Below are 26,507 nucleotides of genomic sequence, written 5' to 3' on the forward strand. Positions count from 1 at the left end.
TGTTCCCAGCCGTGACAGCCGCTACTTCTCCCCAACGACCTTGTCGAACAACACAGCCGGATTCCCGGGCCCGCAGTCGGCGCCGAAGGCCACCAGGCGGAACTGGGCGAGCTTGCCGGTGGTCAGGATGATCATCACCCCGGCCTTGCCGCCGACGTTCACCGGGCGGATGCCCTCCGGGCGCACCTCGGGGTCGAGGCCGGCGGCCGCGACGCACGCGTCCAGCCTGCCCTCGTTCTGCAGCGGGCCGAAGTCGCGGACGCCGATCGCCTTGCCGACCAGGGCCTGCGCCCCGGCGCCGTCGTTGCCCACCGACGGGCCGGAAGGGGCCGGCGCGGCGACGTTCGGGGTGCCGTCCTGCTGGGACGTGTTCGGGATGGCGACCGTCACGGCGACGACCGCCGCCGCGGCCGCGGTCAGTACGCCCGCGGCCCAGCCGAGCCGCTTGTTCCGCCGCCGCCGGGCCGCCGCGAGGTCCACCACCTGGGCGTCCTGCGGTGCCGCAGCTGCCTGGGGAGCCCGGGTCGAGCCGGGAAAGCGGGCGGCTGCTTCGGCGGCCAGCGCCGCGTCCAGCCGGGCCGCGAACTCCGCGGGCATCGGCGGGGCGGGCGCGTCCGCGAGCGAGGCCAGGTCGGCCTGGGTGGCGTCGAGGGCCTCCAGGATCGCCTGGGCTTCCGGATCGGCGTGGACCAGTGGCCACAGTTCGGCCGCCTGAGCGTCGTCCAGTACCCCGGCGTGGAGGTCGGCGAGCACGTCGACAGACCAGGGCGGACCGACGGTCCCCCCGATCCCCCGGCTTTCGTCCGTCATCGTCCCTCCCCGCTACCCGGCTGACGCCCGGCCCGTTTGCTTTCGTGAGTTGGGACGTTCGCAATCGCATCGGGGTTCCGCAGGTGCCCGAGAACCTTCGCGAGTTTTCCGCGGCCCCGCGCGCACCGGCTCTTCACGGTGCCTTCGGCGATGCCCAGCAGCTTCGCCGTCTCGGCGACGGAGTAGCCCTCGACGTCGACGAGCACGATCGGCGCGCGCTGCTCCTCGGGCAGCTGCTCCAAGGCCTCGCGCACGAGCAGGCTGGTCTCCCGCTCGGCCATCGAGTCGCGCGGCGACGCCGGCTCGTTGAAGCCGGTCTCCGGCAGCGGCACGGTCGGCCGGGCCTGGCGGCGGCGGATCCGGTCGAGGCAGGCGTTCACCACGATCCGGTGCAGCCACGTCGTGACCTGCGACTCCGCGCGGAACTTGTCGGCGGCCCGGAACGCCGAGATGAACGCGTCCTGCAACGCGTCGGCGGCCTCTTCGGGATCGCGGACCGTGCGCAGGGCGACCGCCCACATGCGGTCGCGATGTCGCTGGACGAGTTCGCTGAACGCATGGGGGTCCCCCGCGGCGTGAGCCGCTATCAGATCCGCATCCGTGGGAGCTGCAGCTGTCACCCGGCAGAGCCTACTGACCCTGTCGGGTGCGTCACCCCGCAGGCAGGAAGGTCAGGTCCGCGATTTCGGTCTGGAACTCGTCCTCGGCGCCACCCAGCTGGGTGATCCAGACGATGAAGTACTCACCCTGGGTCGGCTGAGCCAGCGCGATCGTGGTGTCGCCGTCCTTCAAGTCGCCGTTGCCGACCACCTTCGTGTCGGCCAGATCGGGGTTCTTTTCGGTCGCCGAGCGGATCTCGACCTTGGTGCCCGCGGTGCCGCCGGACACCTGCACCTGGCTGAGGTTGATCGGGTCCTTGAAGGTGACGACCAGCCCGACCCCCGGCTTCACGGCCGGGAACTGCTGCTTGTACTGCTCGGTCCGCCACTGCGTCTCGGGCTTGCCGTCGATCGCGTACTTCGCCCGCGCGGTGTTGTCGCCCTTGCCCTCGGGGTTGTAGACGGCCACGGCCTGCGGCTTCACCGCCGCACCGACGGTGGGCGACGGCGGCGGGGCCGGCTGCTGGCTGGAGGCGGGCGGCTGCCCGGCGGACTGGCTCGACGCCGGCGGCGCGGCGACGTTGATCGACGGCCCGCTCGCCTTCGAGTCGCCCTGGAAGACGTTGATCAGCATCAGGCCGCCCCAGGCGAGGATGACGACCGTCGCGACCACCAGCACGGTGACGCCGAGCGCGAGCTTGCGCCGCCGGGCGACGTCCTTGACCGGCTTCTTCGTCGTCCAGACCGTGCCTTCGCCGTCGGCCGGGTCCCCGCCGACGGCCTTGATCAGCTGGGTGCGCTCTTCCTCTTCGGCCACCTGGTCGAGCATCCGGAGGATGGCCGCGCTGGTGCGGATGCCGCCGTTGCCGCCGTCCTCGATCGTGCGGACGGCCAGCGACGACAGTTCGGCCGGGACCGTCGGCACCAGCTGGCGCGGCGGGACGATCCGGCCCTGCGGCGTCTGCGGGGCCGGCGGGATCGCGGGCGGGCCGCCGGGCAGCGCCCAGCGGCCGGTCAGCAGCAGGTAGAGGACCGCGCCGAGCGCCTTGACGTCGTCGCGGAGGGTGGCTTCCGGCAACGGGCCGGGGAACGCGAGCTTCAGCGCGCCGTTCGGCGTCAGGCGGAGGCGCTGCGGGTGGTCGAGCCCGAGGACGAGCCCGTTCTGGTGCGCCTGCTCGACGGCTTCGGCCAGCGCCTGCACCATCCGCGCGGCCGCGGCGGGGGCCACCGGCCGCTGCGCGACGAGGTCGACCAGGTCGCTGCCCTTCGTCCACTCCGCGACGACGACGCCGAGCAGGCCTTCGCTCGAGGTGATGCCGCTGCCGAGGGCGAGCACGTCCAGCACGCGGGCGACGCCGCCGTGGCCGAACTTGGACGCGTGCGTGGCGCGCTCGAGGGTGCGCCGGGCCAGCCGGGCGGCTTCCGGATCGGCCGGGTCACCGACCAGCAGGGTCAGCGCGACGTCCCGCTTCAGCTGCCCGTCGCGGGCACGCCAAAGGTGGGCGTCGCCCCGCTCGTCCACGCCGAACTGCGCGAGGAGGCGATAGCGGCCGTCGCCGACCACACGCCCCGGGGCCAGCGATCCGACCTGGGCCTTGCCCACGTGGTTCGCACCCCCCGCCTGTTCGCTCCGCCTCGTGTCCACCCGCACTCTCTCCCGCTAGCTCCCCGCACCGAGGGTACCCAGAATACGACGCGGGAGTCGTCGCCATCCGTACCGGAATCGTTACCCGCGCTTGATCAACCGGGTGAACCTCGAAGTGGCCGGCCTCAGCTCTTCCACCTTCAGCGCCATGAGCACGCCGAACGAGACCACGATGCCCACCACGCTCTGCAGCAGGAGTTTGACCCAGGCCCCGAAAGTCGGCCCGAACGAGTCCGGCACCAGCTTGCCCGCGACCCACGCCGCGGCGACGCCGAGGACGCTCGCCACCACCGTGAAGAGGATCACGCCGATCACCCGCTTGCTCCGCAGGTTGCCCAGCGTCACCCAGAGCCACACCTGGCCGAGGATCGCGCCGACCACGAACGTCAGCGCGTTGACCATCATGACGCCGAGCACGACGTTGTCCGGCGACAGCAGCACCGGGCAGAGGTACAGCAATGGCACCTTCACCAGCGTCATCACGATCATGATCAGCGTCGGCGTGCGGGCGTCCTTCATCGCGTAGAAGACGCGCATCTGGAGCATCACCAGCGCGTACGGCAGCAGCGCGAACGCCGAGATCGCGAGCGCGTCACCGAGCCGCTCGGCGGTCTCGACCGTGCCCTTGCCGAACGTGAACAGCGCGATGCCGATCGAGCCGCCGACCACGGTCATCACCGCGGAGATCGGGACGAGCATCACCGTCGAGATCCGCGACGCGTACGAGAGGTCGCCGATCAGCTTCTTGTGGTCGCCGTCGGCGGCCGCGCGGCTCATCCGCGGCATGATCGCCGTCAGCAGCGAGACGCCGATGACGCCGTACGGCAGCTGGAAGAGCAGCCAGGCGTTGCTGTAGGCCGTGACACCACCGGGCGAGCCGCTGGTCAGCACGCGGGTGTTGATCGTGTAGCCGATCTGGCTGACCGCGACGTAGCCGAGGATCCAGAGGGCGAGGCCGCCGAACTCCTTCATCTGCTTGTCGATGCCCCAGCGCCACTTGAACCGGAAGCCGGACCGCAGCAGCGGCGGCACCAGCAGCACTGCTTGGGCGACGATGCCGCCGGTCACACCGATGCCCAGCGTCAGCACCTTCGGATCGGTGATCGACACCTGTTCGGTGTTGATGTCGCCGGGCATGATCCAGACGACCAGGATCGTGAAGATGACGACCAGGTTGTTGATCACCGGTGCCCACGCGGTGGGGCCGAAGATCTGCTTGGCGTTCAGCACCGCCGAGAGCAGCGCGAACACGCCGTAGAAGAAGATCTCGGGCAGCAGCAGGTAGGCGAACGCCGTGGTCAGGTCGGCGCTGGCCTTGCCGGAGTCGTCGACGTAGAGGCTGGTGAACGCCGGCGCCGCGATCACCGCGACGACCGTGCCGACCAGCAGCAGCGTGAACGCCACGGTGATCAGCCGCTGGGTGTAGGCCGCGCCGCCGTCGGGCTCGTCCTGCGAGCGCACCAGCAGCGGCACCACCACGCTGGCGAGCACGCCACCCATCAGCAGCTCGAAGATGATGTTCGGCATCGTGTTCGCGACGTTGAACGAGTCGTTCGCGATGCCCTGGCCGATCGCGCCGACCAGCAGCAGCTTCCACAGGAAGCCGGTGATCCGGCTGATCAGCGACGCGATCGCCATCCGCCCCGACGCCTTCGCCAGCGACGGCGCCTTGGCGGGAGCCTCCGGCGCTTCCCCGTCCGGCCGGGGCTTGACCAGCGGCCCCTTGAGCGCCGGCATGACCTGGGTGGCCAGCGCGTCGTACGGCCGCATGACGTCGGGGTCGGCGACCGGCCAGCGCGAGTTCATCGGGACGCCGGCGGTGCGCGGGATGAACCGCGTGGCCTCCGGGTCCGGCGGACGCTGAGCCTCCTCCTGCCACGGCCGTACCGGCGCCGGCCGCCGGGCACCACGACCGCGAGGCGGCACGGGCGTGCCCGGCGGCGGGGTGCCGGGGGCCGGGATCCCGGGCGGCGGAGTCGACGGCGGGCTGGGCTGCGGGAGCCGGCTTTGCTGCGGACCGGGGCCGCCCTGGGGCGGCGCGGGCGACGGGGGGCCGCCGGCTTGGGAGATGACCGGCTGGGCACCACTCAGCGGCTGGCCCGGCAGGGGGACGCCGCTCGGCTGCGGGCCGCCTTGGTGGTGGCCGCCTGGTTGAGGGCTGCCCGCTTGGGGGCCGCCCGCTTGGGGGCCGCCCGGTTGGGGGCCGCCCGGATGGGCGCCGCCTTGCGGCGGGCCGCCTGGCTGGGGTGACGCCGGTGGGGCGCCGCCCGGCGGGGGGCTGCCCGGCTGCGCGATGACGGGCTGGGCGCCGCTCAGGGGCTGGCCCGGCAGCGGCACGCCGTTCGGCTGCGGTCCGCCCGGCGGCAGGCCACCCGGCTGAGCGCCGCCCGGCGACTGGCCGGGGGGCGGTCCACCGGGCTGCGGCGGAAGCGGCGGCACAGGCTGGACCCGAGTCGGAGCGGGCCCAGCGGCGCCCCGCGGCGGCTGCCCCCCGCGCGGCGGGGGTTGCGGAGGGGGCGGGACGCGGCGGGGCCGGTCCTCGCGAAGAGCGCGGTCGCCCTGCGGAGCCCGCTCGTCGCGGGGGCCGCGCGGACCTCGGTCACCGTGTGGTGCTCGGTCGTCGCGAAAGGCGCGGTCGCCTCGGTCGTCAGCGGGCCGGTCCTCGCGCAAGCGGTCGCCCCGAGCCGGTCGGTCGCCTTGGAGACCCCGGTCGTCGGCCGGCCAGTCCTCGCGCTGACGGTCGCGAGCCGGTCGGTCGCTGTGCGGGCCTCGGTCGTCGACGGGCCAGTCTTCGCGTGGGCGGTCGCCTCGGGCCGGTCGGTCGCTGTGCGGGCCTCGGTCGTCCGCGGGCCAGTCTTCGCGCGGGCGGTCGCCCCGGGGACCCCGGTCGTCCGTAGGGCGGTCCTCGCGTGGTCGAGCGGGCCGGTCACCGCGCGGGGCGCGTTCCTCCGGGGGCCAGTCGTCGCGGGGGCGATCGTCCTGCGGGCGGCGGCGGGGCGGGACGTCTTCCCGCCCCGGCCGGGCGGCGCGCCGGGGGCGGTCGTCCGCCGGCACCCGGTCGCCACGGGGTGGCTCGCGGCGGGGCTGGCCGTCGCGGGCTGGGGCGTCGTCCGGGGCCGGCATCTGGCGGGTGTGGCCGTTGCGGGGCGGCTGCCTGCGGCCGCGCTCCTGGGGTGGCGGAGGCGGCTGCTGGCGGCGGACCGGCGGGGGCCCGTCACCCCGTTGCGGGGGCGGACCGGCTTCGCGCCGAGGACGACTCGCACGCTCGGGTGGTAAGCCCGGCTCTCTCTCCAACGCGTGCCCAATCCTCGGTGCTCTACTCCGGTGCCGCGGCCGGGTGCCGCGCACGTGCGGACCAAGGGTAATCGGGAACCGCCCGGAACACTCGAAGGCCGAGGGATCAGTCCACTACATCGCGTCCCGAGCGGGCGTCCTTGACCCGCCGGTAGATGCGCCGCGAGGCGAGCAGAAGCAGGGCCACACCTGCGGCGACGGTCGCGATGATGGTGATCGCGCCGTACTCCGTGGACGTCAGCTCGAAGCGCGCGGATGACCCGAGCGGGGTACCGGTCGGGGTGCTCAACGACACATCGACGCTGAACCGCCCGGCCCGCAGCGCCTCCACCGGGAGCAGGTACTGCCGGCCGCCGCCGGCGGGGAAGGGCACCTCCTTGCGGTCGTCCGTGCGCAGGCCGGTGTTGTTGCTGAGGGTGAACCGGGCGTTGATGCCGACCGGCAGGTCGTTCACCACGTACACCGGCAGCGGCGAGTTGCCGGACGCCAGCGCGATCGTCTGCCGGGGCTGCTGGACGCTCACCCGGTCGCTGATCGCCGCGATCTCCGCCTGCGCGTTCACGGTCGCCGCGTCGGTGGGCAGGCCGCGCCACGCCGTCGACGCGCCGCGCAGCTCGGCCAGCCGGACCGGGGCGACGACGTCGTCCGGTTTCACCCGTTTGGTGGGGTCGAGCTGCATCGAGGACGTCATGCCGGTGGCCTGGCCGTCGACGGCCGAGAGCGTCGAGACGAGCTGCGGGTCGGCGCTCGCGTTCGGGTCCTGGCCGCTGTCGCCGACCGCGCCGGACGCGGCCGGGTCGGCCGAGAGCAGCGACGGGAGGGTGAGCGGGCTGACCAGTCCGGCGGTGATGAAGGCGCCGACCTGCTCGAGGTACGCCGTGAGCTCCGCGGCCGGCGCGTCCCAGCGCCGCGGCGGGGCGACCAGCAGGTGGTCGGGCCGCTCCTGGCCGGCGGGCTGGCCGAGGCCGGCCCGGAACGCAAGGGCGCCGAGACCGTTCTGGCTCGAGATCGCCCGCTCGGTGCTCGCCGGCACGGTGACCGAGTCGGGCACGGTCGGCACGCCGGTCATGGCGGCCGAGACCAGCGAGTCGGTCGGCTGGGCGCGCACGGCGCTGCCCTGCACGGTGACGCCGCCGCCGGCCGCGGTGGGGGCCAGCTTGCCCGCGTCGGTCAGCACCGTGCGGACGCCGGCCTGCGACAGCGCCGCGAGCACCGCTTCGCTCGGCGTGCCGCCCGGCCAGAGGACGCCGGTCTGCGGCGTGACGCCGGCCAGCTGCTGGATGGTGGCCGCGCCCGCGACCGCGGCGGTCACCAGCGCGGTGTCGCCGGGGCGGATCTTGGCGACCGTCTCGAGGTCGGCGTCGGCGAAGGGCAGTGCCACGACGCAGCGGCCGGTCAGCAGCGTCTTGAGCGAGGCGAGCCACGTCTTCGCGGCCTCGGTGCCCTTGCCGTCGACGTTCCCGCCGTCGGTGTGCACCTGGTAGCCGCGGCTCATCGCGTCGACCGTCGCCAGCAGGTCGGGGTCGAGGGCGAAGCACATCGACTTCGCGAGGTTCGAGTTCGCGCGCACGGCCGTCGCCGCGGCGCCGACCAGCGCGTTCAGCCGGCCGTCCCCGCTGATCTCGGCGGCCAGGCGGTCGTCGCGCAGCACCAGCGGCTGGCCGTACGGGGCCGCGTACACCTGCGGGACGCCGCTGGTCAGCGGCCAGAGCAGGGTCATGCTCGGCGCGCCGGAGCGGCCGGTGGACTGCTTGCCGGGTCCGGTGAGCACCGGCATCAGCATGCTGACCGCGCCGAGCCGGGCGGGGCCGCCGAACTCCGGCGTGCCGTTCACGTTCACCAGCAGCGGGTAGACGCCGGGCCGGGCGAACCGCTCCGCCCGGGAACCGGTCAGGGGCACCGTGATCTTCAGCGGCGCGCTCTGCCCGGGGTCCAGCGCGTCCGCGACCGGCGCGAAGTCGGTCAGCGGGGTGTCCTTGAGGACGGCGCCGGAGAGCACGTCGTCGACCCCGCGCGAGGTCGTGACCCGGTCACCGACCTGCAGGCGGACCTGCGGCCGGGTGATCTTCCGGTCACCGGTGTTGGTCACCGTGCCCGCGACGGTCAGCGTCGTCGTCGACCCGGTGATCACGCGCGGGGCGAGCTCGTCCAGGTCGACGCGCAGGCGGGCGCCCTCCTCCGCCTGGGCCACCGAGGCACCGGTGAAGGCGGGGACGGCCAGGAAGAGGACGGAAAGGAAGGCTGCGGCGAACCGCTTCACTCGGGGGCTCCCTCAGGGGCGTGCTCGTCTCGTCCGTGGACGTCCGGGCGCGCGAAAAGTTCCTTGGCCTTCCGGACGAGCTTGCGTTCGTCGGAGTAGGCGAGTTTGGTCTCCAGCTCGGCCAGCGGGACCCAGGCCACCTCGGTGACCTCGACGTCCTCGTCGGACAGCTCACCGCCGAGCGCCTCGAGCAGGAAGTGGTGGACGGTTTTGTGGATGCGCCGCCGTTCGGCCACGAACCAGTAGTCGATGGTGCCCAGCGGCCGCATGACGCGCGCGGAGATGCCGGTTTCCTCCTTCACCTCGCGCACGGCCGTCTGTTCCACCGTCTCACCGTCCTCGATGTGGCCCTTGGGCAGCGACCACAGCAGTCTGCCGTGCCGGTCGAGCCGGCCGATCAGCACCGCCTGTTCGCGTGCCGCGTCCACCACGAGGCCACCGGCCGACGTCTCGTCGACCGTGGTCAGGCGCCTGCCGCGCTGACGCCTGCGCCGCCTGCGCGGCTTCGAGGCGCCGGGTCGGCCGGCTGATCCAGACATGCTGCGATGCTAGAGCAAACGGTTGCCCCGGTAGGCTGGCTCTCCGTGTCCGTGTCCGGCGGTGCTCGGAGCAAGCGCACCAGGAACGTAGTGGGAATTTCGTGAACGACGTGGTCGTCAAGCAGAACGCGGTGGTGGAGCTGATGCGGGTCTCCCCCCTGGCCGAGGAGCTGGCGGAGAGGTTCGCCAGTGCGGGCCACCGCCTCTACCTGGTCGGTGGCAGCGTGCGGGACGCGCTGCTCGACCGCCCCTCCGGCGATCTCGACTTCACCACCGACGCCCGGCCCGACCGGGTGCTGAAGATCGTCAGCGAGTGGGGCGACGCCGTCTGGGACGTCGGGATCGCGTTCGGCACGATCGGCGTGACCAAGAAGGGCATGCAGCTCGAGATCACGACGTTCCGCGCGGACAGCTACGACCGCGTCGGCCGCAACCCGCAGGTCACCTTCGGCGACAGCATCGAGGGCGACCTGCTCCGCCGTGACTTCACCGTCAACGCGATGGCCGTCGAGCTGGCGTCGGGGACGTTCATCGACCCGCACGACGGGCTGAGCGCGCTGCGGGAGAAGGTCCTGGACACGCCGGCGACGCCGCAGGAGTCGTTCGCCGACGACCCGCTGCGGATGCTGCGGGCCGCCCGGTTCGCCGCGCAGCTCGGCTTCACCGCCGCGCCGCGGGTGGTCGACGCGATGACGTCGATGGCGGGCGAGATCGACCGGATCACCGCCGAGCGCGTGCAGGCCGAGCTGTCGAAGCTGCTGCTGGCCGACGACCCGCGGCCGGGCCTGGAACTGCTGGTCGACACCGGGCTGGCCGACCGGGTGCTGCCCGAGGTGCCCGGGATGCGGCTGGCCATGGACGAGCACCACCAGCACAAAGACGTCTACCAGCACTCGCTGACCGTGCTCGCGCAGGCGATCGAGCTGGAGAAGTCGCACGAGCCGACGTCCGGGCCCGATCTGATCCTCCGGCTGGCGGCGCTGCTGCACGACGCCGGGAAACCGGCGACGCGGGAGTTCCAGCCGGGGGGCGGCGTGAGCTTCCACCACCACGAGGTGGTCGGCGCGCGGATGGCCCGCAAACGTTTGCGGGCGCTGAAGTTCTCCAAGGAGATCATCGACGACGTCTCCCAGCTCGTGTTCCTCCACCTGCGGTTCCACGGCTACGGCAAGGGCGAGTGGACGGACTCGGCGGTTCGCCGGTACGTCACCGACGCCGGCCCGCTGCTGACCCGGCTGCACAAGCTCGTCCGGGCCGACTGCACCACTCGCAACCGCCGGAAGGCGGCCGCGCTGCAGGCGACGTACGACGACCTCGAGGCCCGCATCACGGCGTTGAAGGCCAAGGAGGACCTCGACCGCGTCCGCCCGGACCTCAACGGCGAAGAGATCATGGAACTGCTCGGCCTCAAGCCGGGGCCGGACGTCGGGAAGGCGTGGAAGTTCCTGAAGGACCTGCGCCTGGACCGCGGGCCGCTGGACCACGACGAAGCCGTGGCCGAGCTGAAGCAGTGGGCCGCGGAAAACGGCATCGGGAACGGCTGAGCCGTGCCGGGCGGGGGCAGCTTCCTGGTGGCGCTGATGCGCCGCGGCGCCCCCGCGATCGCCACCGCCACGAGCGCGCTCCCCGACGAGATCGCCGACCCGGCGCCGATGCACGCGTTCCGGCGCATCTCGCGGATGAACGGCCCGATCGACCCGGGCGAGCGCGACGGCCTGCTGCTGCGCGCCACCCGGTACGTCGTGCTCATCCCGCTGGCCTACCGGCTGCTCGCGGTGCCCGGCCAGTTCGGCGTCTACACGATCCGCCACGGCACGACCGGGCTGCTGCCGGTCGGGGTGTTCACGCTGCTCTCGGTCGCGCTGAACGTCATCGGCCTGCGCTGGATGTTCCGCTCGGCGCCGTTCAACGGCCGGGCCGCCGGCAAGCTCCTCGCGGTCGACCTGCTCTTCACCGTGCTTTCGCCGCTCGTCCTCGCCGTGACCGTGCCGCCGGACGGCTACTTCGACGCGCTCGCGGTGACCAGCGTCCACCTGTTCGGCGAGGCCGGGCTGCTGACGCTCGCGCTGGGCGTGCCGAGCGGGCTGGTGTTCGGGTTGGTGAGCTTCCCGCTGCGGATGCTCGCGAACTGGCTGAACACCGGCCGGTTCCAGGTCGAAGCCGCCTTCTCGACGTACTCCGCGCTGCTCGCGGAGCTGTTCCTGGCCACCGCCGCCCTGCTGCTGACCGGCCTCGGCACCCGGCTGGCGCTGGCGTACGGCACCCGCAACGGACGGCTCGCCGAGCGTGCCCAGCAGCACCGGATGCTGCACGACACCGTGCTCCAGACGCTCGAGGCGATGGCGTTGTCCGGCACGGCGAACCCCGAGGAGCGGCTCGTCGAGATCCAGCGGCTCGCCCGGGCGCAGGCGATGGAGATCCGGCACACGATCGAGACGGCGAAGTCCGAGCGGGCCGAAGCGGGGGCCCGGCCGCTGGGCGAGAAGCTCGCCGCGCTGGCCGCCGAGATGGCGCGCGACGGCCTTCGGGCCCAGCTCGTGGTGGCCGAGCTGGACGACGACACGCTGTCGGAGGTCCGGCAGATCGCCATCCGCGACGCCGTGCGCGAGGCGCTGCGGAACACGATGAAGCACTCCGGCACCGACCGGGTCGTCGTGCGGGTCGAGGAGCGCGACGGCGGCATCGCGGTGATCACCCGCGACCACGGCAGCGGCTTCAGCGCGGCCGACCACCCGGCCGGGTTCGGCATCAGCGAGTCCATCACCGCGAGGCTGGCGGAGGTCGGCGGGACGTCACGGGTCGAATCGGGACTCGCCGGTGGCGGCACTCGAGTGACGCTCTGGGTCCCCTTCTGATATCTCCTGAACCATGACCTCGATCGAGCTGCTCGCCGACGCTCTCGCCGCCTACCGCGCCGGTGACCGCGACCAGGCCGCCGACCTCGCCGCCCAAGCCGGGCGCGCCGGCTCCACGCTGGCCGACGAACTGCGGGCCTACCTGGGCGGGGACGGCTCGGCGCCGGTGTACGACCAGCCGGGCGCGTTCACGGCCTTCATCCGCGGCGGCGGCAACATCGGCCTGTACCGGGCGCTGAGTGCCGCGCTCGCCGAGCGGTACGACGCCGAGAAGCCCGAATCGCTGCTCGACCTGGGCTGCGGGGACGGCCTCGCCGTCGTGCCCGCGCTCGAACAGGCGTCGCACACCCCGCCGCGGATCGACCTGGTCGAACCGTCGGCCGCGCTGCTCGAGGGCGTCCACGAGCGGGTGCCGTCGGCGCAGTGCTGGCAGTCGACCGCCCAGGACTTCCTGGCCCGCGACGACCTCGGCTGGGAATTCGTCCAGTCGACGTTCGCGCTGCAGTCCATCGAGCCGGAGCAGCGCGCGGAGGTGCTCCGCACGCTGCAGCTGCGCACCGGGAAGCTGGTCATCGCCGAGTTCGACGTGCCCGAGTTCGAGGAAGGCTCGACGGCGCACCTGCGCTCGCTCGTCGAACGCTACGAGCGCGGGGTCGCCGAGTACGGCGAAGACGCCTCCCTGGTCGCGCAGGGATTCCTGCTGCCGGTGCTGCTCGGGATCGTCTCCGGGCAGGAGCGGACGAACTGGGAGCACCCGGCCGAGGGCTGGGTGGACCAGCTGAGGACGGCGGGCTTCACCGACGTCGACGTGGCCCCGCTCGCCGACTACTGGTGGTCGCCCGCCGTCCTGATCACTGCCTGCTGAGCGAGCCCGTCTCGAGGTGCTGGGCGAGCGGGCGCGGCAGCAGGTAGGCGACCGCGCCGCCCGGCATCCCGTTCCACGGCGCCGTCACGCCGGTCAGCACCCGCACCGCGCGCTGCACCCGGTACGGCCGCTTCTCCCGTTCGCGCTCGAAGGCCAGCGACGTCTCGACGAACCGCGTGCTCCCGGCGTGCACCAGGTTGCCGGTCTCGTTGCCGAACCGGACGACCGTCGTGCCCGGCGCGAGCGTGATCAGGCGCTTGCCGCGGTAGAAGTTCAACGGCGGTTCGCCGCGCATCGGCAGGATCGGCCAGTCGGCGGGCTGGTCGGACTCTTCCGGCGGCCGGGGCGGCAGCATCAGCAGCACGCCGAGCAGGAACCGGGCCGCGTCGCCGAGCGAGCCGAACGCCACCGGCTCGTCGAACGGCGGCCGGGAGACCTCCCAGCTGTTCTCGGCGCGGCGCAACGTCCAGACGTCGTCCGCGGGGATCTCGTTCGCACCGATCCGGTACGCGGCCGGCGGTACGGCGTGTTCGGCGAGCCGCTGCTGGAGCAGTTCCAGCGTCTCCGCGCCGCGCAGGTTCCGCACCTGCTCACCGCGGGCGACGCGGGTCAGCGCCCGCTCGTCCGGCAGGTCGGCGGTCGTCTGCGCCGGCCGCGGCGTGCCGTTGACCTCCGCCTCCGCCGTCGCGCGGACGAGCTCGCCGACGAACGGCGGCCGGAAGCCGGCCGCGCGGATGTGCTCGATCAGCTCCGGCTCCGGCGGCACCCCGTACTTGCGCAGGTAGTGCGGCACGGCGGCGGGCCAGATCCAGGTGCCGTCGGTGTGGAACGCGTTCGGCACGTCCGGCTTCGCGCCCGGCGCGCCGAAGATGTCCGGCAGCGGCGCGGGCCGGTGCAGCGCGACCGGCGAGCGGAACAGGTAGTCGAGCACCCCGCGGACCTGGTCCGGCGGCACCGGCGGCCGGTTGACCACCGGGCGCTCGCCCTCGGTGTGCGCGTCCGCGGCCCGCGCGAGGCGGAACGCGATGTCGAGCGGCAGCCCGGCCTTCGCGGTCAGCCACGACGGCACGTGCTTCGGCGCGCGCGGGTAGGTCGCCAGCTCCAGCTCGTAGGCGGCGGTCGACGGGCGGCCGCCGTCGTTCGGCGGTACCCGCCAGTCCGGCTCCCGGTCGGCGTCGAAGTCGAAGTCGAACGACGACGCCGAGTCGAGCGTGAACGTGCCCTGGAACCAGGTGCCGGTCTCGGGCTGGGCCATCGCGGCGCGCAGCCGGGCGAAGAGGCCGCCGAGCCGGGGCACCGCGGGCAGCGAGACCGACACCGGGCCGTCCTCGTCGCCGACCGCGCGGACCTCGATCTCCGCGTAGTCGCCGACCTGCCGGAACTGGGCGCCGACCCGCGACCAGCCGCCGGGCACGGTGTGCAGCAGCGTCCGGCCGATCGCGCGCAGCAGCGCGTTCTGGTCGTCGGCGCCCGGCGCCGGCCGCGCGTCCGGCGTCTCGGTGAAGTCCAGCCGCGTCTGCCACAACGCCGTGAGCTGCTTGGCCGGCACGGTGACCGAGAAGTCGGTCAGCCCCAGCTGCGCGGCGCGGGCGCTGTCGTCGCGGACCCAGCGCAAGGTCAGCTCGGGTCGCTCGCCCGGAGCGACCTCGAAGACCTCGCCGTCGTACTCGGCGAACGTCCGCAGCGTGAACGTCGCCGGCACCTCGCTCGCCGGCACCACCCGCGCCGGCCGTCCGTCGTGCTCCTTGTCGAACCCGTCCGGTGCCTCTTCCTCCGGCAGCACGGACAGCAGCACGGTGCCGTCCGTGGTCGACCGCTGGGCGCGGAACGTCCCCTCGCCCCACGTCGCGTACAGGCCGTCCGGGCGTTCGGCCACCTCAACCCGGTAACGCACGTTTGTCCTCCCCTGACCCCAGTGACATCGGAAACTTAGTCGACCGGGTACCGAGCGAACCACCGGTCGTCGCCCGGCGCACCCGGGCCGAACTCGGTGAGCGCGTCGTCCGCCAGGCCGACGATGACGTCGCGGAGCTCCAGCTGCGCCAGCCAGCTCTTCCGCAGTGCTTCCTCGCCGTACATCGCGCCGACGAGGTTGCCGCAGACCGAGCCGGTCGAGTCGCTGTCCCCGCTGTGGTTGACCGCCGCGAGCAACGCCGTGTCGGCGTCGGTGGTGGTCAGCGCGACGTACACCGACATCGACAACGCGGTCTCGCCGATGTTCCCCGCGCCGAGCGACTCGAGCTTCTCCGGCGTCGGCGGGCCCTGCTCCGCCAGTGCCAGCGCCGCGTCGAGCGCCTCGCTCTGCTCCTCGTGCCCCGGGTGCTTCACGAGCTCGGCCCGCGCGGTCGCGACCGCGTCGAGCAGCGGCTTTCCGTGCAGCAGCTCGTGCACGACCACCGCGAAGCACCCCGACGACAAATACCCGCTCGGGTGACCGTGGGTCAGCGCCGCGCTCTCGGCGCCGAGCCGGAACACCTCCGCGAGGTCGTCCGACCACAACGCGATCGGTGCGGCCCGCATCACGCCGCCGCAGCCCTTCGAGTTGTTGATCGGCCGTTCGATGGTGCCCCGGACGCCCGAGCGGCCGTACGCCTCGAGCTCGCCGAAGCAGGTCAGGCCGGGGGCGCGGCGGCTGAACAGCTCCTGGTGCGTGATCAGCCAGCCGTCCGGCGCTTCGACGGTGGACTGCGGCCCGCGTGCCCGGTCCCACGCGACGCCCTGCGTGTGCAGCCAGCGTTGGTAGGCCAGCTGCAGCGAGTGCACGACGTCCGCGGACCCGGTCTTCCGCTGCTGGGCGTGCGCCCGGATGAGCGCTTCGAGCGTGAAGAGCGTCATCTGGGTGTCGTCGGTGATCCGGCCGGCGCCGCCGTACGCGGGGATGAAGTCGGTGATCCCGGCCGGCCCGGCGATTTCGCGGATCCGGTCGATCGAGTCGAACTCCGTCTTCGCGCCCAGCGCGTCGCCGATCGCCCCGGCCAGCAGGCTGCCCCGCAGTCGCGATCGCAAGTCCGGTCCCTTCGGTTTCGGGGTGAACCGGCCGCTCGGGTACCGGCGCTCCCATCGCGGGTGTTCCGCGGTCTCCGTCTGGAGGCCGTTGCGGTTGAAGTACCAGAAGACGTCGCTCGCGATGTCCTCCAGCAGTCCGAGGTCGGGTAGCGCGGTCACCCAGGGCAGGCCCGGCAGGCCGGTCCGGGCGCCCACCAGCGCCCCGGCGATCGCGCCCGCCACCGGACCGGACCGCGCGGCGAGGGTGATCGCCGCCGCGGGGTCGTGGCCGCGCTTGGCCACGGCGAACAGCGCGCGGCCGAGCACCGAGCGCACGCTCCGGCCGTCGCCGATGCTTTCGAGCTGGGCGACGTCGTCGGCGTCGCGGTCCTCGCGCAGCGCCAGTGTCGACGCCGCCAGCTCGCCGCCCACTTCCCGCAGGCGGACGTGCACGGGCAACGCGAACGCTTCCCGCGTGAGCAGCGCCTGGAACACCGCGACCAGCAGCTCGACGCCTTCGGTGACCTCGGCGCCGGCACCGCTGCCGGTCAGCTCGCGGGCGATGTCGTTCGCGTACTGCTCGCCGTCGACGTCGGCGAGCGCGACCGCGCCGGCCGGGGTCGCCGCCAGCGCCGTGGCCAGCAGCGCGGAGAACTCCGCGGGCGGCGGGCCGGCGTGCCGGGTCGCGACGGCGAGCCAGCCGACCGGGTCCGGCTCGGGCAGCGTGGCCGGCACTTCGCCGGTCGGCACCGGCGGCAGGCCGCGCAGCACGATGTCGGTGTGGAACAGCAGGTGGCGCGTCAGCCCGCCCAGCGGCAGCGGACCGGCCGGGTCGGCGCCGCCGCCCAGCGCGTCACCGATCGCGAAGCCGGCGTACGCGCCGACGATCCGGTGCCAGGCGAAGCGCCCGGCCGGCGTGCCGAAGGCGGAGAACTTCCCGAACGTCCACGGCACCGGCCGGGGCTGCGCGTCTTCGCCGACGTGCGCGATCAGGCCGTGCGCGCCCAGGTCGGCGGGCCATTCCGGGGCCTGGCCCGCGCGGCGGCGGACGCCGTTGCGGTGCTGCCAGGCGAACCCGCGCAGGTAGCGGACGCACTCCTCGGGCGTCAGCTCGAAGTGGTGGTCGCGGGCGTGGTTGACCGCGTACCGCAGGTGCCGTTCGAGCAGGTCGGGCGGCTCGACGCCGAACTCCTCGACCAGCGCGGGCAGCGCGTCGGCGACCGCGGGGCCGGCTTCCGGCGCGGGCTCCTCGACCCGCGGGCCGCGTTCGCCGGTCGTGCCCAGCTCGGCCGCGGTCAGGCTGCGGACCAGCCCGGTGCCGGGGTCGAGGGTCAGCCCGGTCGACGTCGGCAGCTCGCGGACCGGCACCCGCCACCGGCGCGGGTAGCGCCCGGGGACGAGCGCCGACGAGCTGTAGGCGATGACTTCGCGGTCGCCGGTGCCGGGCACCGGGCGCACCAGCGGCTCGCCGTCCGTCAGTGGCACGAGCACTTCGCAGTCGAGCAGCGCGGTGGCGAACTCGGGACGGCTGATCCAGCCGACGGCCAGGTAGGTCAGCAGTTTCGCGGCGTCCGTCGCCGGCACCGGGAACCCGCGCCAGACCGGGCCGGGCGTGTACTGCTCGTTGGCCCGGTACTCGCCGGTGGACCGGGTCCAGCCGCGGATCGCCCGCACCGGGAGGTCCGGGAACACCTTCTCGTCGAACTCGGGGTCGACGTCGGGCCGCCACTCGTCCTCGGCGGGCGGGCTCGCCATCGCCGCCTGGTCGAGCGTGACCTCGCCGCCGTCGTCCGGCACGAACAGCACCGGGCTCGGGATCAGCCCCGAACCGACGTCGGTGCCGTCCAGGTAACCGGCCGCGTTGACGGTGAAGCGCCAGCCGTCCGGGCGGCGCGCGGTGAACTCCGCCCGGATCCGCAGCCGGTCGCCGTCCGGCCGCGTGCGCAACCACTCGTGCACGCGAGCGACGGCTTCCTGTTCTTCCATTCTCCCCATCCTCGGGCTAATGCCGCGGGTACCGCTCGATCCACGTGTCACCCTGCACGCTCAGCGCCGAGTGCCGGTCGAAGTGCCAGTAGGCGTCCGAAGCGACGTTCTCGACGAGGTACCGCAGCTCCAGCTGGTCGACCCACTTCTGCGGCAGCCCGGGGATCCCGGTGCGCGCGCCCAGCAGCGCACCGGCCAGCGCACCGGTGAGCGCGCTGCGGCCCGAGTGGTTGACCGCGCGCAGCAGGGCCTGCTCCGGGTAGTTCTCGAAGCCGGACAGCGCGGCGAAGGCGCGGCCGAGCACCGACAGCGTCGTCTGGCCGTCGCCGATCAGCTCCGCCATCCGCAGGTCGGGCAGCCCGTGCTCGCCGAAGAACGGCACCGACTCGGCGACCATGTCCCCGATCGCCGTCCACTCCGGACCCTGCTGGAACTGGTTGTCCGGGTTGAGCACCTCGCGGCTGAGGTTCCAGATCGGGAAGCTGAACGCGTCCTTGGTCAGCGCGTGCTCGAACAGCCAGGTCAGGTAGGTCGCGGCGGCCAGGTCGGGCTCGGTCGGGTGGGTGACGCCGGCGAGGTCGCGGACCGCCTGGCGCGCACCACCGCTGAACCCGCTGCCGGGCCCGGCCATGGTCAGCGCGGCGGGCAACGCGGGGATCAGCGCGGCCGGACCGGTCAGTGGCAGCGCGCCCGCCGCCTCGGTCGCGAGCTGGTGGTAGGCGTTGAGCTCGGCGTCGTCGGCGTCGCGGCGGGCGTGCAGGTCGGCGACCTGCACGAGCCAGCCGTCCGCGTTCTCCATCGGCGCGCCCTGGGTGCGCAGCCAGCGCTGCAGCGCCCCGCGGACGACGCCGGGAAACAGCTGCTCGGCTTCGCGGGACTCCGGCTGCTCGCGGTGCGGGCTGCGGACCACGGCCTCGGTGTAGAACAGCAGCCGCTGCGTCAGCGAGCCGATCCGGCCCACCTGGTCGAACGCGGGCAGCAGGTCGGTGACGCCTTCGATGCCGTACTTCGCGTGGATGTCGTGCAGCGGCATCCGGTCGACGGCCGCGCCCAGGGCCTCTCCGAGCGCGAAGCCGACGTACGCGCCCGTGACGCGCTGCCAGCCGTAGCGGAAGCCGTCGAGGTCGCGCTCGGGGTACTTGCCGAACGTGTCCAGCCGCGGCACCGTGCGCCCGGCGTTGTCGTAGGCCGGCGCCAGGCCGTTCGCGCGCAGGTCGTTGGGCTTGCTCCGCGGCGGCTCCGGCATCTGCAGCCGCTTCAGCCAGGACTCGCCGAGCACGGTCTTCGCGCACTCTTCGGCGGTCAGCTCGAAGCCGCGGCGGCGGGCCTTCTCGGCCGCCTTGAGCGGCGGCTTCACCGGATCCGGCAGCCCCATCCGCGCCGCGGTGTCGGCCGCGACGCGAATCAGGTCCTCCTCGGCCTCCGGGCAGCGGCCGTGCACGTCGATGCGCGGCTCGTGGCGCGGGAACCGCTTGACGATCTCCGCGAGCTCGCCGCTGGAGACGTCCTCGATGGTCGTCGGGCCGCCGTTGATGACCAAGTTCGGCGGGTGCTCGAACTCGGCGAGCGTGGCGACGTCGACCTTCCACCAGCCGTGCTCGCGCGAGGGCAGGTGCCGGGTCGAGCTGAACACCTTGAGCTCGTTGCGCTCTTCGGCGAAGTAGAACCGGTCCGTCTTGCCGGTCTCCAGGTCGAGGGGGACGAACACCTCGCAGCGGATCAGCCCGATGAGCAGCAGCTCCCGGGTCAGCCAGCCGACGCTGCCGAACGACAGCAGCGTTTCGAGGGCGTTCTCGGGCTTCGGGTAGCCGCGGCGGATCGGCCCGGCCTTGTACTCGGGGTTCTCCCGCTCTTCGCCGGTCTGGTTGCCCTCGGCGTCGACCTTCACCCAGCCCGCGACCGCCTGCAGCGGCACGCCCAGCTCACCGAGCCCGGCCTTCACGTACTCGGGGTCGACGACCTCGCGCCAGTTCTCCTGGCCGGGGAACGCCACCGGCACCGACAGCCCGCCGGGGTGCGGGTGCGCCTGCCGCAGCTCGCCGTCCGGCTCGCGGACCACGACCGACGGCGGCGGGAAGATCTCCTTCTCCGGCCGGCCCTCGTCGAGGAACGCGATGGTGTTGTAGGGCACCGACCAGCCCTCGGGGATGCGCAGCACCTTCTCGGTGTCCACCCGCAAGCCCGCGGGACCGGAGACGTCCGGGCCGTGCACCGCGCGCAGCCACTGGCCGACCTTGGCAATCGCTTCCGCCGCTTCCACCTACTCGATCCTCTCCAGGCTTCCGTCGGACTCGTGCTCGGCGATCGGCTTCGGCAGCACGAAGGCCACCGCGCCACCCGGCAGGTTCGCCCACGGAACCGTGATGCCGGTGATCACGTGCAGCGGGCGTCTCAGCCGGTAGCTCCGCCGCTCCCGCTCGCGTTCCAGCGGCAGCGACGTCGTGGCGAACCGTACCTCCCCGTGGTGGACGAGGTTGCCGGGTTCCTCGCCGAAGCGCAGAACGACCGTACCCGCCACCAGCCGCGTGATGCGCTTGTTGCGGAGCAGGGTGAGGGGAGGCTCACCCGGAGCCGGGTGCACCGGCCAGTCGTCGAGCTCCCGCGCCGTTTCCAGCGGTGTTTCGTGGCCGGCGGTCATCCGGGCGGGGTGCAGCAGCAACGCGCCCAGCAGCTGCTGCGCGGCGTCCTCGAGCCGGTCGAAGTACTTCGGCGCACGGGCCTTCCCGCCGGCGTAGGCGGCGACCTCCCAGCCGTCGGGCGTGAAGTTCAGGCACCACGTGCCGTCCGCCCTCTCCCCGACCCGGTAGGCCTCGGGCCAGACGCCGTGCTCGCCGAGCCGCTGCACCAGCACGATCAGCAGCTCGTCGTCGGCCAGCTTCGGATCCGGCGTCGTCTCCAGCTCGGCGGCGACGTCCCCGCTCGTCGTCTTGACGTCCGCGCGCCCCGGCTTCGGCCGCGGCTGGCCCAGCAGGTCCGCCTCGGCGGTCCGCCGCACCAGCGGCTCGACGTACGGCGGCTGGAAGTGGTTGCGCCGGATGTGCGCGACGAGGTCCGGCTCGGGCGGAACGCCGTGCTTCGCGAGCAGGAGCGGCACCGCCTCGGACCAGATCCAGGTGCCGTCGCTGTGGAAGCGCTGGTCGGCGTCTTCGTGCACGACGGCTTCGCGCTCGAGGTACTGCAGCACGAGCGGCACCTCGGTGTCGGTCAGCGGCGGCCGTTCGACGTCGAGGTCGCCGACCTCGGCGTGCCGGAACTCGAGGCCGAGAGGTAGCTGCGCGCGCAGCCGCCACCAGTCCGGGATGTGCTCGTCGGCCCGCGGGAACGCGGCGAGCTCGTCGGGATAGGCACTCGCGGCCGGCGGCTCGGTCCACACCGGATCGTCGTCGCGCGCGAAGTCGAAGTCGAAGCTGCCGTCGGGGTCGAGCGTGAACCGCGCCTGCAGCCAGGTACCGCGGTCTTCGGCGTACATCCCTTCGCGCAGCTGGGCGAAGAGGTCGCCGAGCGCGTCCGACGTCGACGCGTTGTGGCCCGCGAGCTCACGGTGTTCCCCGACCTGCCGGAAGTCGACGACGGCGGGCCCGGCGGCGTCGACGCGGTGGTCGCGCAGGAGTTTTCCCAGCTGCACCAGGAGGGTGCGCTGTTCGTCCGGCGAAAGTCGTTGTTCCACGTGAATCATTGCCCCGCGTTGAACCGGCTCGTCACCGTGAACGACGGCGGCTCCCCGGCGGCGATCCGGGCGGCTTCGTCTTCCCACATCTTGAAGGTGCGCTTCTGCAAGGCGCGCACCAGCGCGGTCTCCTGCGGAGTCCGGCGGCGTCCTTCCTGGAAGGCTGCGTTGTCGATCCCGTTGATCGTCTCGTAGAGCGCGAAGATCGGCCCGTCGCCGGACAGGTAGTGGTTCCGCTCAATCTCCGTCTCGTGGACGAACTTCTCTTCGCTGAACGGGCCGCCGATGTTCGACTCCGTCGTCGACCAGATCAGCTCGCGGATGTGGCTGCTGTCGGGTTCGAAGAAGCCCGTTCGAAGGTTGAGGATGGTGCCTTTCAACCCGCCGTCGGGCGTCGAGTCGATCCGGTAGGTCTGGGCGTAGTACTTGTAGAACCTGGGGGTCTGGAAGGCCATCAGCCGCTCTCCTCGGATGTCAGTCCCCGCCGGAACGCTTCCTCGAATCGGCCTCGGACCTGTTCGGTCAGCGCCGCGGCGAGTGCCGCCTCCTCCGGCGAAAGGAGGCCTTCACGCCCGTCCTTCCTGCTCAACGTCTCGAAGTCGCGGCGTACCTCGTAGAGCGCGTGCTCGTACGACGCCACCTCGTCGATGTGCGTGAGGTGCAGTCGCAGTTCGGCCACGTGCCCGTTCGGCAGCCGGACGTTGAGCTGCAGGTCCCGGTAACCGCTGTCCTTCGGTTCGGCCAGCCGGTCCGTGAAGTCGACGATCTCGAGCTCGGGATCGTTGCGTACCGCGTCCAGCGCGCGGTACATGTCCGCCACCCGCTCGAACTGGATCTTGGCGCCGACGAGGTCGTGCAGCTGGGAACCATCCCAACCGTACTTCGCGATCTTCGCCAGCGCCCGGACGTCGTCCTTCGGCTCCGGCCGGAATCCCGGGTGGCCGTCGGTCTCTCCGGCGATCCGCTCGGTGATGCGGTTGAGCGTGCCCTGCGTCTCGGGCCAACGCTCGCGTTCCTCCGCGACCCATTGCTCGCAGTAGTCCGGATCGCCGACCCGTGCCTGGTCGAAGCTGCCGTGCCGCAGCGCTTCAGGCGGGGCTACGGCGGCGATCCCCGCGACGTCCGCGGAGATCTCCGCCTGCTCCGGCGTCGGGTCGAACGGCTCGACGCCTCGGTGCTCGACATCGTCGACGACGTGGTAGCCGCGCTCGTCCACCTCGCGGACCGCGTCCTCGAGGATCGGGATGGCCTCGGGGTGCTTGAGCAGGCTTTCGAGGGTCTTCGGGTTGTCCAGCAGCGAGCGGGTCAGGTAGTCGTTGCCCGGCTCGCTCAGGATCCGGACCAGCTCGGGGTGCTGTCCGATGTGCTCGCGGATGTAGTCCGCCGACGCGTGCCCGTCGAGCGCGGCGGCGACGTCGTCTCGGGCCAAGAACGCGTCGTGCGGCGCCGCTGTCCCGTACCCGCCGTGCTCCCCCGTGACGTGGTCGGACCCGATGTGCACCTCGTCCGGCGTGCCGACGTGCATCAGCTTGATGTCCTTCGGCGGCTGCGGCAGGTGCATGAGGTCGCCGGACTGCGGGTCGATGAACGCGACGCCGTCGCGGGTGTGCACGACCATCGCCACGTGCCCGTACTCGACGCCGTTCGGGCCGTCGTACTTCACCGCGACCACGGCGTGGTGGTCCAGCGGCCGCTCCCGCATCTCGCGGATGACGTCGTCGTAGCTGCCGCGTGCGGAGAACGTCTCGCCGAAGCGGCCCTCGAGGTGTTCGAGCGTGCCGCGGCTGCCCATTTCGTGCAGCAGGATCGGCTCGGCCGTCATGTCGCCGCCGCGCACGCGGTCCATGTACGCCTCAGGACCGCGAGTGCAGTTCGACATGTACCCGTTTTCGAGCGCGCCGGGCTCGCGGAAGCCCGGGTTGACGTCGCGCAGGTGCGGGTGCCGGTCCTGGACGTAGGCCGCGCGCTCGCTCGGCGTCGTGCCGCCGGCGTGGATGGCCGGTTCGGCGGGCGGGTTCGTCGAGCGCGCCAGCCGTGAGTAGTCCGGCCCCGGCTCGGCGGCCGGCACCGGCTCGGCCGGCGTCTCGTCGACGGTGTCGTGGACGGTCGGCTGCTCCGGCGGCGGGGCGACGTGCGCGGGCTCGTCCAGGCCGCTGAGCCGCTCCATCATCGCCGCTTGCTTCCGGCGTTCGAACTCGGCCGCGTTGTGGTCGTTCTCCGCGCGCCGCTCGGCCATCTTGTGCTGCGCGGCCTCGGGATCGAGGTAGCGCGGGTGGCCTGGCCCGATCTCTTCGGCCTCGATGATCCACTTGCGGCGGCCGTCGGGCCCGATCTCGAGGCGCCGTTCGTGCACCAGCAGCTGGGTGCCGGGCGGGGACAGCGACTCGCGCTCGCCCGGGTTCTCGGCGAGCTTCGAGATGTCGCGGAGGTTGTCGGACCGGACGTGCAGCTCGACGTCGTCGCCGAACTTGGACGTCGAGAACTCGTCGGTCTTGATCGACGCGCTGGAGAACGCGGGCTCGACGACGACCGATCCCGGCTCGTACGGCCCGGCGACCAGTTCGGCCAGCCGCGGATCGCCGCCGACGTCGATGCCGCGGAGGCTCTCCCCGGACGTGCGCGGGACCTGGTTGAGGCCGTCCATGATGGCGCGCGTGTTCTCGTGCGCGAGGTCGAAGCCGGGGTGCTCGGGGCCGCGGCGCAGGGCCTCGTTGACGTCGTAGGCGTACTCGCCGCGGGTGTAGCCGTGCAGCGCGACGGCGCCGTCGTCGGTGAGCGGCAGCCCGGCGGCGTCCCGGCGGTCCAGCGCGCGGTCGTGAATCTGCTGGTAGATGTCCTCGTCGCCGACCGCGCGGCGGATGCTTTCGTGGTCGGCCGGGGTGCCGCGGTGCTCGTCGTCGAAGAGGTAGCCCTCGTCGTGCGGCACCCGTTCGGTCGTCGGGTTGAGCCGGTCGGAGATGCCCTCGTGGTGCGGCACCGGAGCGTCCCCGCCGCCGAGCGGCATGGCGTGGACGCCGGTGGCGTCGTGCGGCAGCTCGGCGAGCCGCCCGGTGACGGGATCGGCGAAGAGCACCCCGTGCTCGGTGTGCACCCCGGCGACCAGCCGCAGCTCACCGCCGGGCGTCTCGAAGGCGACGGCCGTCCGCGCGCCGACCGGACGTTCCCCGAGGTCACGGGCGACGTCGTCGAAGCCGCCCCGGTCGTGCCACTGCCCGCCGAGCTGCTCGCCGATCTGCGCGAGGCTCTGCTGCCGCGCCGGCCCGGCGACGACGTCCTCGCCGTTCATCCGCCGTTCGAAGGCGACCATCGACTCGGCGGCGTTCGTCTGGAAGCCGTTCCGGAGGCCGTCCGGGCTGTAGTGGTTGCGGGTGTTGACCGCCCCCAGCTCGGGAACTGCGTCGCGCACGAGCCGCGCGTGCTGCTGCGTGGTCTCTACGGACCCGGCGTGCAACACGGGCTGCCCACCCGGCGTCAGCGGCTCCGCGAGCTGCGCCCACCCACCGTCCGGCTCCCCGGTGGCGGGCGGCGGGCGCTCGGGCCGAGGCGCCTGGTTCGGATCGTCGAAGGCGGTGAGCTTCGACATGTCACCCGGGCGCAGCTCGGGGTGCTCGGCGTAGAACTGCTCGAGCTCTTCGTCGGCCTCGCGCTGGAAGCGGTCCTCGTCGGCGCGCTCGTCGGCCCGGCGCCGGTCGATGGCGTCGCGGGCCTCATCCGCCCCGAGGTGCCGCGGATCCCCGGCGGCGACCTCTTCGGCGTGCACGACGTAGTGCGGCTCCCCTGGCACGGGCTTCGGCTTGTGGTTGGGGTGGCCGGGACCCTCTTCGATGCCGGTGATCTCGAACTGCGTCCCGGCCTTGAAGAGGACCTCGCGTTCGTGGCCGATACTGGCCATCGACTCGACGTCGCGCCCGGTCTTGGACGAGATCCGCATCTCGACTTCGCCGGGGAACTTGCTGCGCGGGTGATCGGCGTCGATCTTGGACGAGCTGAGGAACGACGGTTCGGTGATGTGCGCCCCGTCGTGGAACCGAGCCATGAAGGCCTGAAGCCGTGAGAGGTTGCCACCGAAGTCCACCCGCCGCGACACGGTCCCGACATGCGGCGGCAGCTCGTTCAGCCCGGAGACGAGCGCCCCGGCCTGGGGCGCGAGGTCGACGAGCTCGGGCCCACCCATCCGCAGGGCCCGGTTGAGCGGCCCGACCATCTCGTACCGCGTGTAGGCGTGGACGGCGAAGGCCCCGTCGTCGGACACCCCGGGGTGGTGCGCGTCGCGCTTCTCTAGCGCCTCGCGACGGACCTGTTCGTGCCGCCACTCCCCGTCCTCCTGGCTCTGGCGCCCGGACTCCATGAAGGTGTCCTCGACCCGCCGAATCCCAGCGGGATCATCGGTGCGGAACTCGGGATCGGCGAGGTAGGGCTCGGACGGTTCCGGGTGTCCGTGCTCGTCGGCAGCGAGGGGCTCCTGCTCGGGTGCCGTTTCGGTCGGGTCTTCGCGCGTTTCGTGCTCGCGCGCGGCGGGCTCCGGTTCGGCGGCGTGCTGAGCAGCCGAGTCCTCGCCGGCGTGCGGCTCGTGTTCGCTTGCGGTCGGCTCTTCGCCGGCACGCGTTTCGTGCTCGCGGGCTTCTTCAGCGGTGGAGTCTTCGGCGGCGCGTGGTTCCTGCTCGCGAGCGGCAGGCTCGGCCGGCCGTTGCTCGGCGGTGGGGTCATCGGCGACGCGCGGTTCCTGCTCGCGGGCGGCAGGCTCGGCTGGGCGCTGCTCGTCGCGGGTGCGCGGCGAACCCTGTTCGGTGGGCGTGTGCTGCTCCACCGGCCCACGCGGCGGCAGGTGCTCCTGCGGCGACCCGAACCGCGGTGGCGGAACCTGCCCACCGGGGCGCGGTCCCACCCGCGGATCGTGCGAAGGCATCGGCGGACGCCCACCCGGCGCAGGCGGCATCCCCGGACGCCCCCCAGGCTGCGGCCCCCGCGGCTGATTCGGATACCCGGCAGGCCGCTGCCCACC

General features: G+C 72.9%; 16 protein-coding genes. 4 read left to right on the plus strand and 12 right to left on the minus strand.

Annotation, left to right across the window (positions count from 1 at the left end; genetic code table 11):
- Window positions 1-21 precede the first annotated feature (21 nt).
- From SD460_RS06125 to murJ, 4 genes are all read right to left on the minus strand, one after another.
- Window positions 22-810 (minus strand): RsmA family anti-sigma factor, encoded by a 789-nt coding sequence (locus SD460_RS06125; protein WP_290054648.1) that lies wholly within the window; start codon window positions 808-810, stop codon window positions 22-24.
- Window positions 807-1,430 (minus strand): RNA polymerase sigma factor SigM, encoded by a 624-nt coding sequence (gene sigM, locus SD460_RS06130; RefSeq protein WP_290054651.1) that lies wholly within the window; start codon window positions 1,428-1,430, stop codon window positions 807-809. The genes SD460_RS06125 and sigM overlap by 4 nt, the downstream gene beginning before the upstream one ends.
- Window positions 1,431-1,461: 31 nt before the next feature.
- A complete protein-coding gene (locus SD460_RS06135) occupies window positions 1,462-3,054 on the minus strand; it encodes a protein kinase family protein (RefSeq protein WP_290054653.1) in 1,593 nt (530 codons plus the stop codon).
- Between the two features lie 81 nt (window positions 3,055-3,135).
- Window positions 3,136-4,860, minus strand: a complete 1,725-nt coding sequence (murJ, locus tag SD460_RS06140) for a murein biosynthesis integral membrane protein MurJ (RefSeq protein WP_290054655.1) — start codon at window positions 4,858-4,860, stop codon at window positions 3,136-3,138.
- A gap of 699 nt (window positions 4,861-5,559) precedes the next feature.
- Here murJ and SD460_RS06145 point away from each other — a divergent pair.
- Window positions 5,560-6,330 carry a hypothetical protein gene (locus tag SD460_RS06145; RefSeq protein ID WP_318305978.1) on the plus strand — a complete coding sequence of 257 codons (771 nt, stop codon included), beginning with the start codon at window positions 5,560-5,562 and terminating at the stop codon, window positions 6,328-6,330.
- 124 nt (window positions 6,331-6,454) lie between these two features.
- On the opposite strand, the gene SD460_RS06150 is transcribed toward SD460_RS06145, so the two are convergent.
- Together SD460_RS06150 and SD460_RS06155 are read right to left on the minus strand one after the other, a co-directional pair.
- Window positions 6,455-8,608, minus strand: a complete 2,154-nt coding sequence (locus SD460_RS06150) for a DUF6049 family protein (protein WP_290061746.1) — start codon at window positions 8,606-8,608, stop codon at window positions 6,455-6,457.
- On the minus strand, window positions 8,605-9,147 hold the full coding sequence (locus SD460_RS06155; protein WP_163046934.1) for an NUDIX hydrolase: 543 nt from the start codon (window positions 9,145-9,147) through the stop codon (window positions 8,605-8,607). The genes SD460_RS06150 and SD460_RS06155 overlap by 4 nt, the downstream gene beginning before the upstream one ends.
- A 101-nt stretch (window positions 9,148-9,248) precedes the next feature.
- Between SD460_RS06155 and SD460_RS06160 the strand changes: the two genes are divergently transcribed.
- From SD460_RS06160 to SD460_RS06170, 3 genes are read left to right on the plus strand one after another with little or no spacing between them, the layout of a single operon-like run.
- A complete protein-coding gene (locus SD460_RS06160; protein WP_290061744.1) occupies window positions 9,249-10,691 on the plus strand; it encodes a CCA tRNA nucleotidyltransferase in 1,443 nt (480 codons plus the stop codon).
- A gap of 3 nt (window positions 10,692-10,694) precedes the next feature.
- Window positions 10,695-12,002, plus strand: a complete 1,308-nt coding sequence (locus SD460_RS06165; protein WP_290061743.1) for a sensor histidine kinase — start codon at window positions 10,695-10,697, stop codon at window positions 12,000-12,002.
- Between the two features lie 13 nt (window positions 12,003-12,015).
- On the plus strand, window positions 12,016-12,867 hold the full coding sequence (locus SD460_RS06170; protein WP_290061742.1) for a class I SAM-dependent methyltransferase: 852 nt from the start codon (window positions 12,016-12,018) through the stop codon (window positions 12,865-12,867).
- Here the strand turns inward: SD460_RS06170 and SD460_RS06175 are convergent.
- From SD460_RS06175 to SD460_RS06200, 6 genes are read right to left on the minus strand one after another with little or no spacing between them, the layout of a single operon-like run.
- The gene (locus tag SD460_RS06175) at window positions 12,854-14,761 is read right to left on the minus strand and encodes a TNT domain-containing protein (protein ID WP_290061741.1); all 1,908 of its coding nucleotides are present in this window, start codon (window positions 14,759-14,761) and stop codon (window positions 12,854-12,856) included. The two genes, SD460_RS06170 and SD460_RS06175, sit on opposite strands and share 14 nt — an antisense overlap.
- Before the next feature lie 35 nt (window positions 14,762-14,796).
- The gene (locus SD460_RS06180; protein ID WP_318305979.1) at window positions 14,797-17,838 is read right to left on the minus strand and encodes an ADP-ribosylglycohydrolase family protein; all 3,042 of its coding nucleotides are present in this window, start codon (window positions 17,836-17,838) and stop codon (window positions 14,797-14,799) included.
- 16 nt (window positions 17,839-17,854) lie between these two features.
- Complete coding sequence (locus tag SD460_RS06185) at window positions 17,855-20,098, minus strand: ADP-ribosylglycohydrolase family protein (RefSeq protein ID WP_290060243.1); 2,244 nt, start codon at window positions 20,096-20,098, stop codon at window positions 17,855-17,857.
- On the minus strand, window positions 20,099-21,514 hold the full coding sequence (locus tag SD460_RS06190; protein ID WP_290060244.1) for a TNT domain-containing protein: 1,416 nt from the start codon (window positions 21,512-21,514) through the stop codon (window positions 20,099-20,101).
- Window positions 21,511-21,960 (minus strand): hypothetical protein, encoded by a 450-nt coding sequence (locus SD460_RS06195; RefSeq protein WP_290060246.1) that lies wholly within the window; start codon window positions 21,958-21,960, stop codon window positions 21,511-21,513. The genes SD460_RS06190 and SD460_RS06195 overlap by 4 nt, the downstream gene beginning before the upstream one ends.
- The gene (locus SD460_RS06200; RefSeq protein WP_318305980.1) at window positions 21,960-26,390 is read right to left on the minus strand and encodes a toxin glutamine deamidase domain-containing protein; all 4,431 of its coding nucleotides are present in this window, start codon (window positions 26,388-26,390) and stop codon (window positions 21,960-21,962) included. Before SD460_RS06200 ends, SD460_RS06195 begins: the two co-directional genes overlap by 1 nt.
- Window positions 26,391-26,507 lie beyond the last annotated feature (117 nt).

Origin of the sequence: Amycolatopsis solani (assembly GCF_033441515.1) — a bacterium.
Taxonomy (GTDB): Bacteria; Actinomycetota; Actinomycetes; order Mycobacteriales; family Pseudonocardiaceae; genus Amycolatopsis; species Amycolatopsis solani.

Excerpts from the sequence above, each read along its gene's own strand:
- SD460_RS06125 (WP_290054648.1), bottom strand. The coding sequence starts at position 810 with ATGACGGACGAAAGCCGGGGGATCGGGGGGACCGTCGGTCCGCCCTGG.
- murJ (WP_290054655.1), bottom strand. The coding sequence starts at position 4,860 with ATGAACTCGCGCTGGCCGGTCGCCGACCCCGACGTCATGCGGCCGTAC.
- SD460_RS06155 (WP_163046934.1), bottom strand. The coding sequence starts at position 9,147 with ATGTCTGGATCAGCCGGCCGACCCGGCGCCTCGAAGCCGCGCAGGCGG.
- SD460_RS06170 (WP_290061742.1), top strand. The coding sequence starts at position 12,016 with ATGACCTCGATCGAGCTGCTCGCCGACGCTCTCGCCGCCTACCGCGCC.
- SD460_RS06180 (WP_318305979.1), bottom strand. The coding sequence starts at position 17,838 with ATGGAAGAACAGGAAGCCGTCGCTCGCGTGCACGAGTGGTTGCGCACG.
- SD460_RS06190 (WP_290060244.1), bottom strand. The coding sequence starts at position 21,514 with ATGATTCACGTGGAACAACGACTTTCGCCGGACGAACAGCGCACCCTC.
- SD460_RS06195 (WP_290060246.1), bottom strand. The coding sequence starts at position 21,960 with ATGGCCTTCCAGACCCCCAGGTTCTACAAGTACTACGCCCAGACCTAC.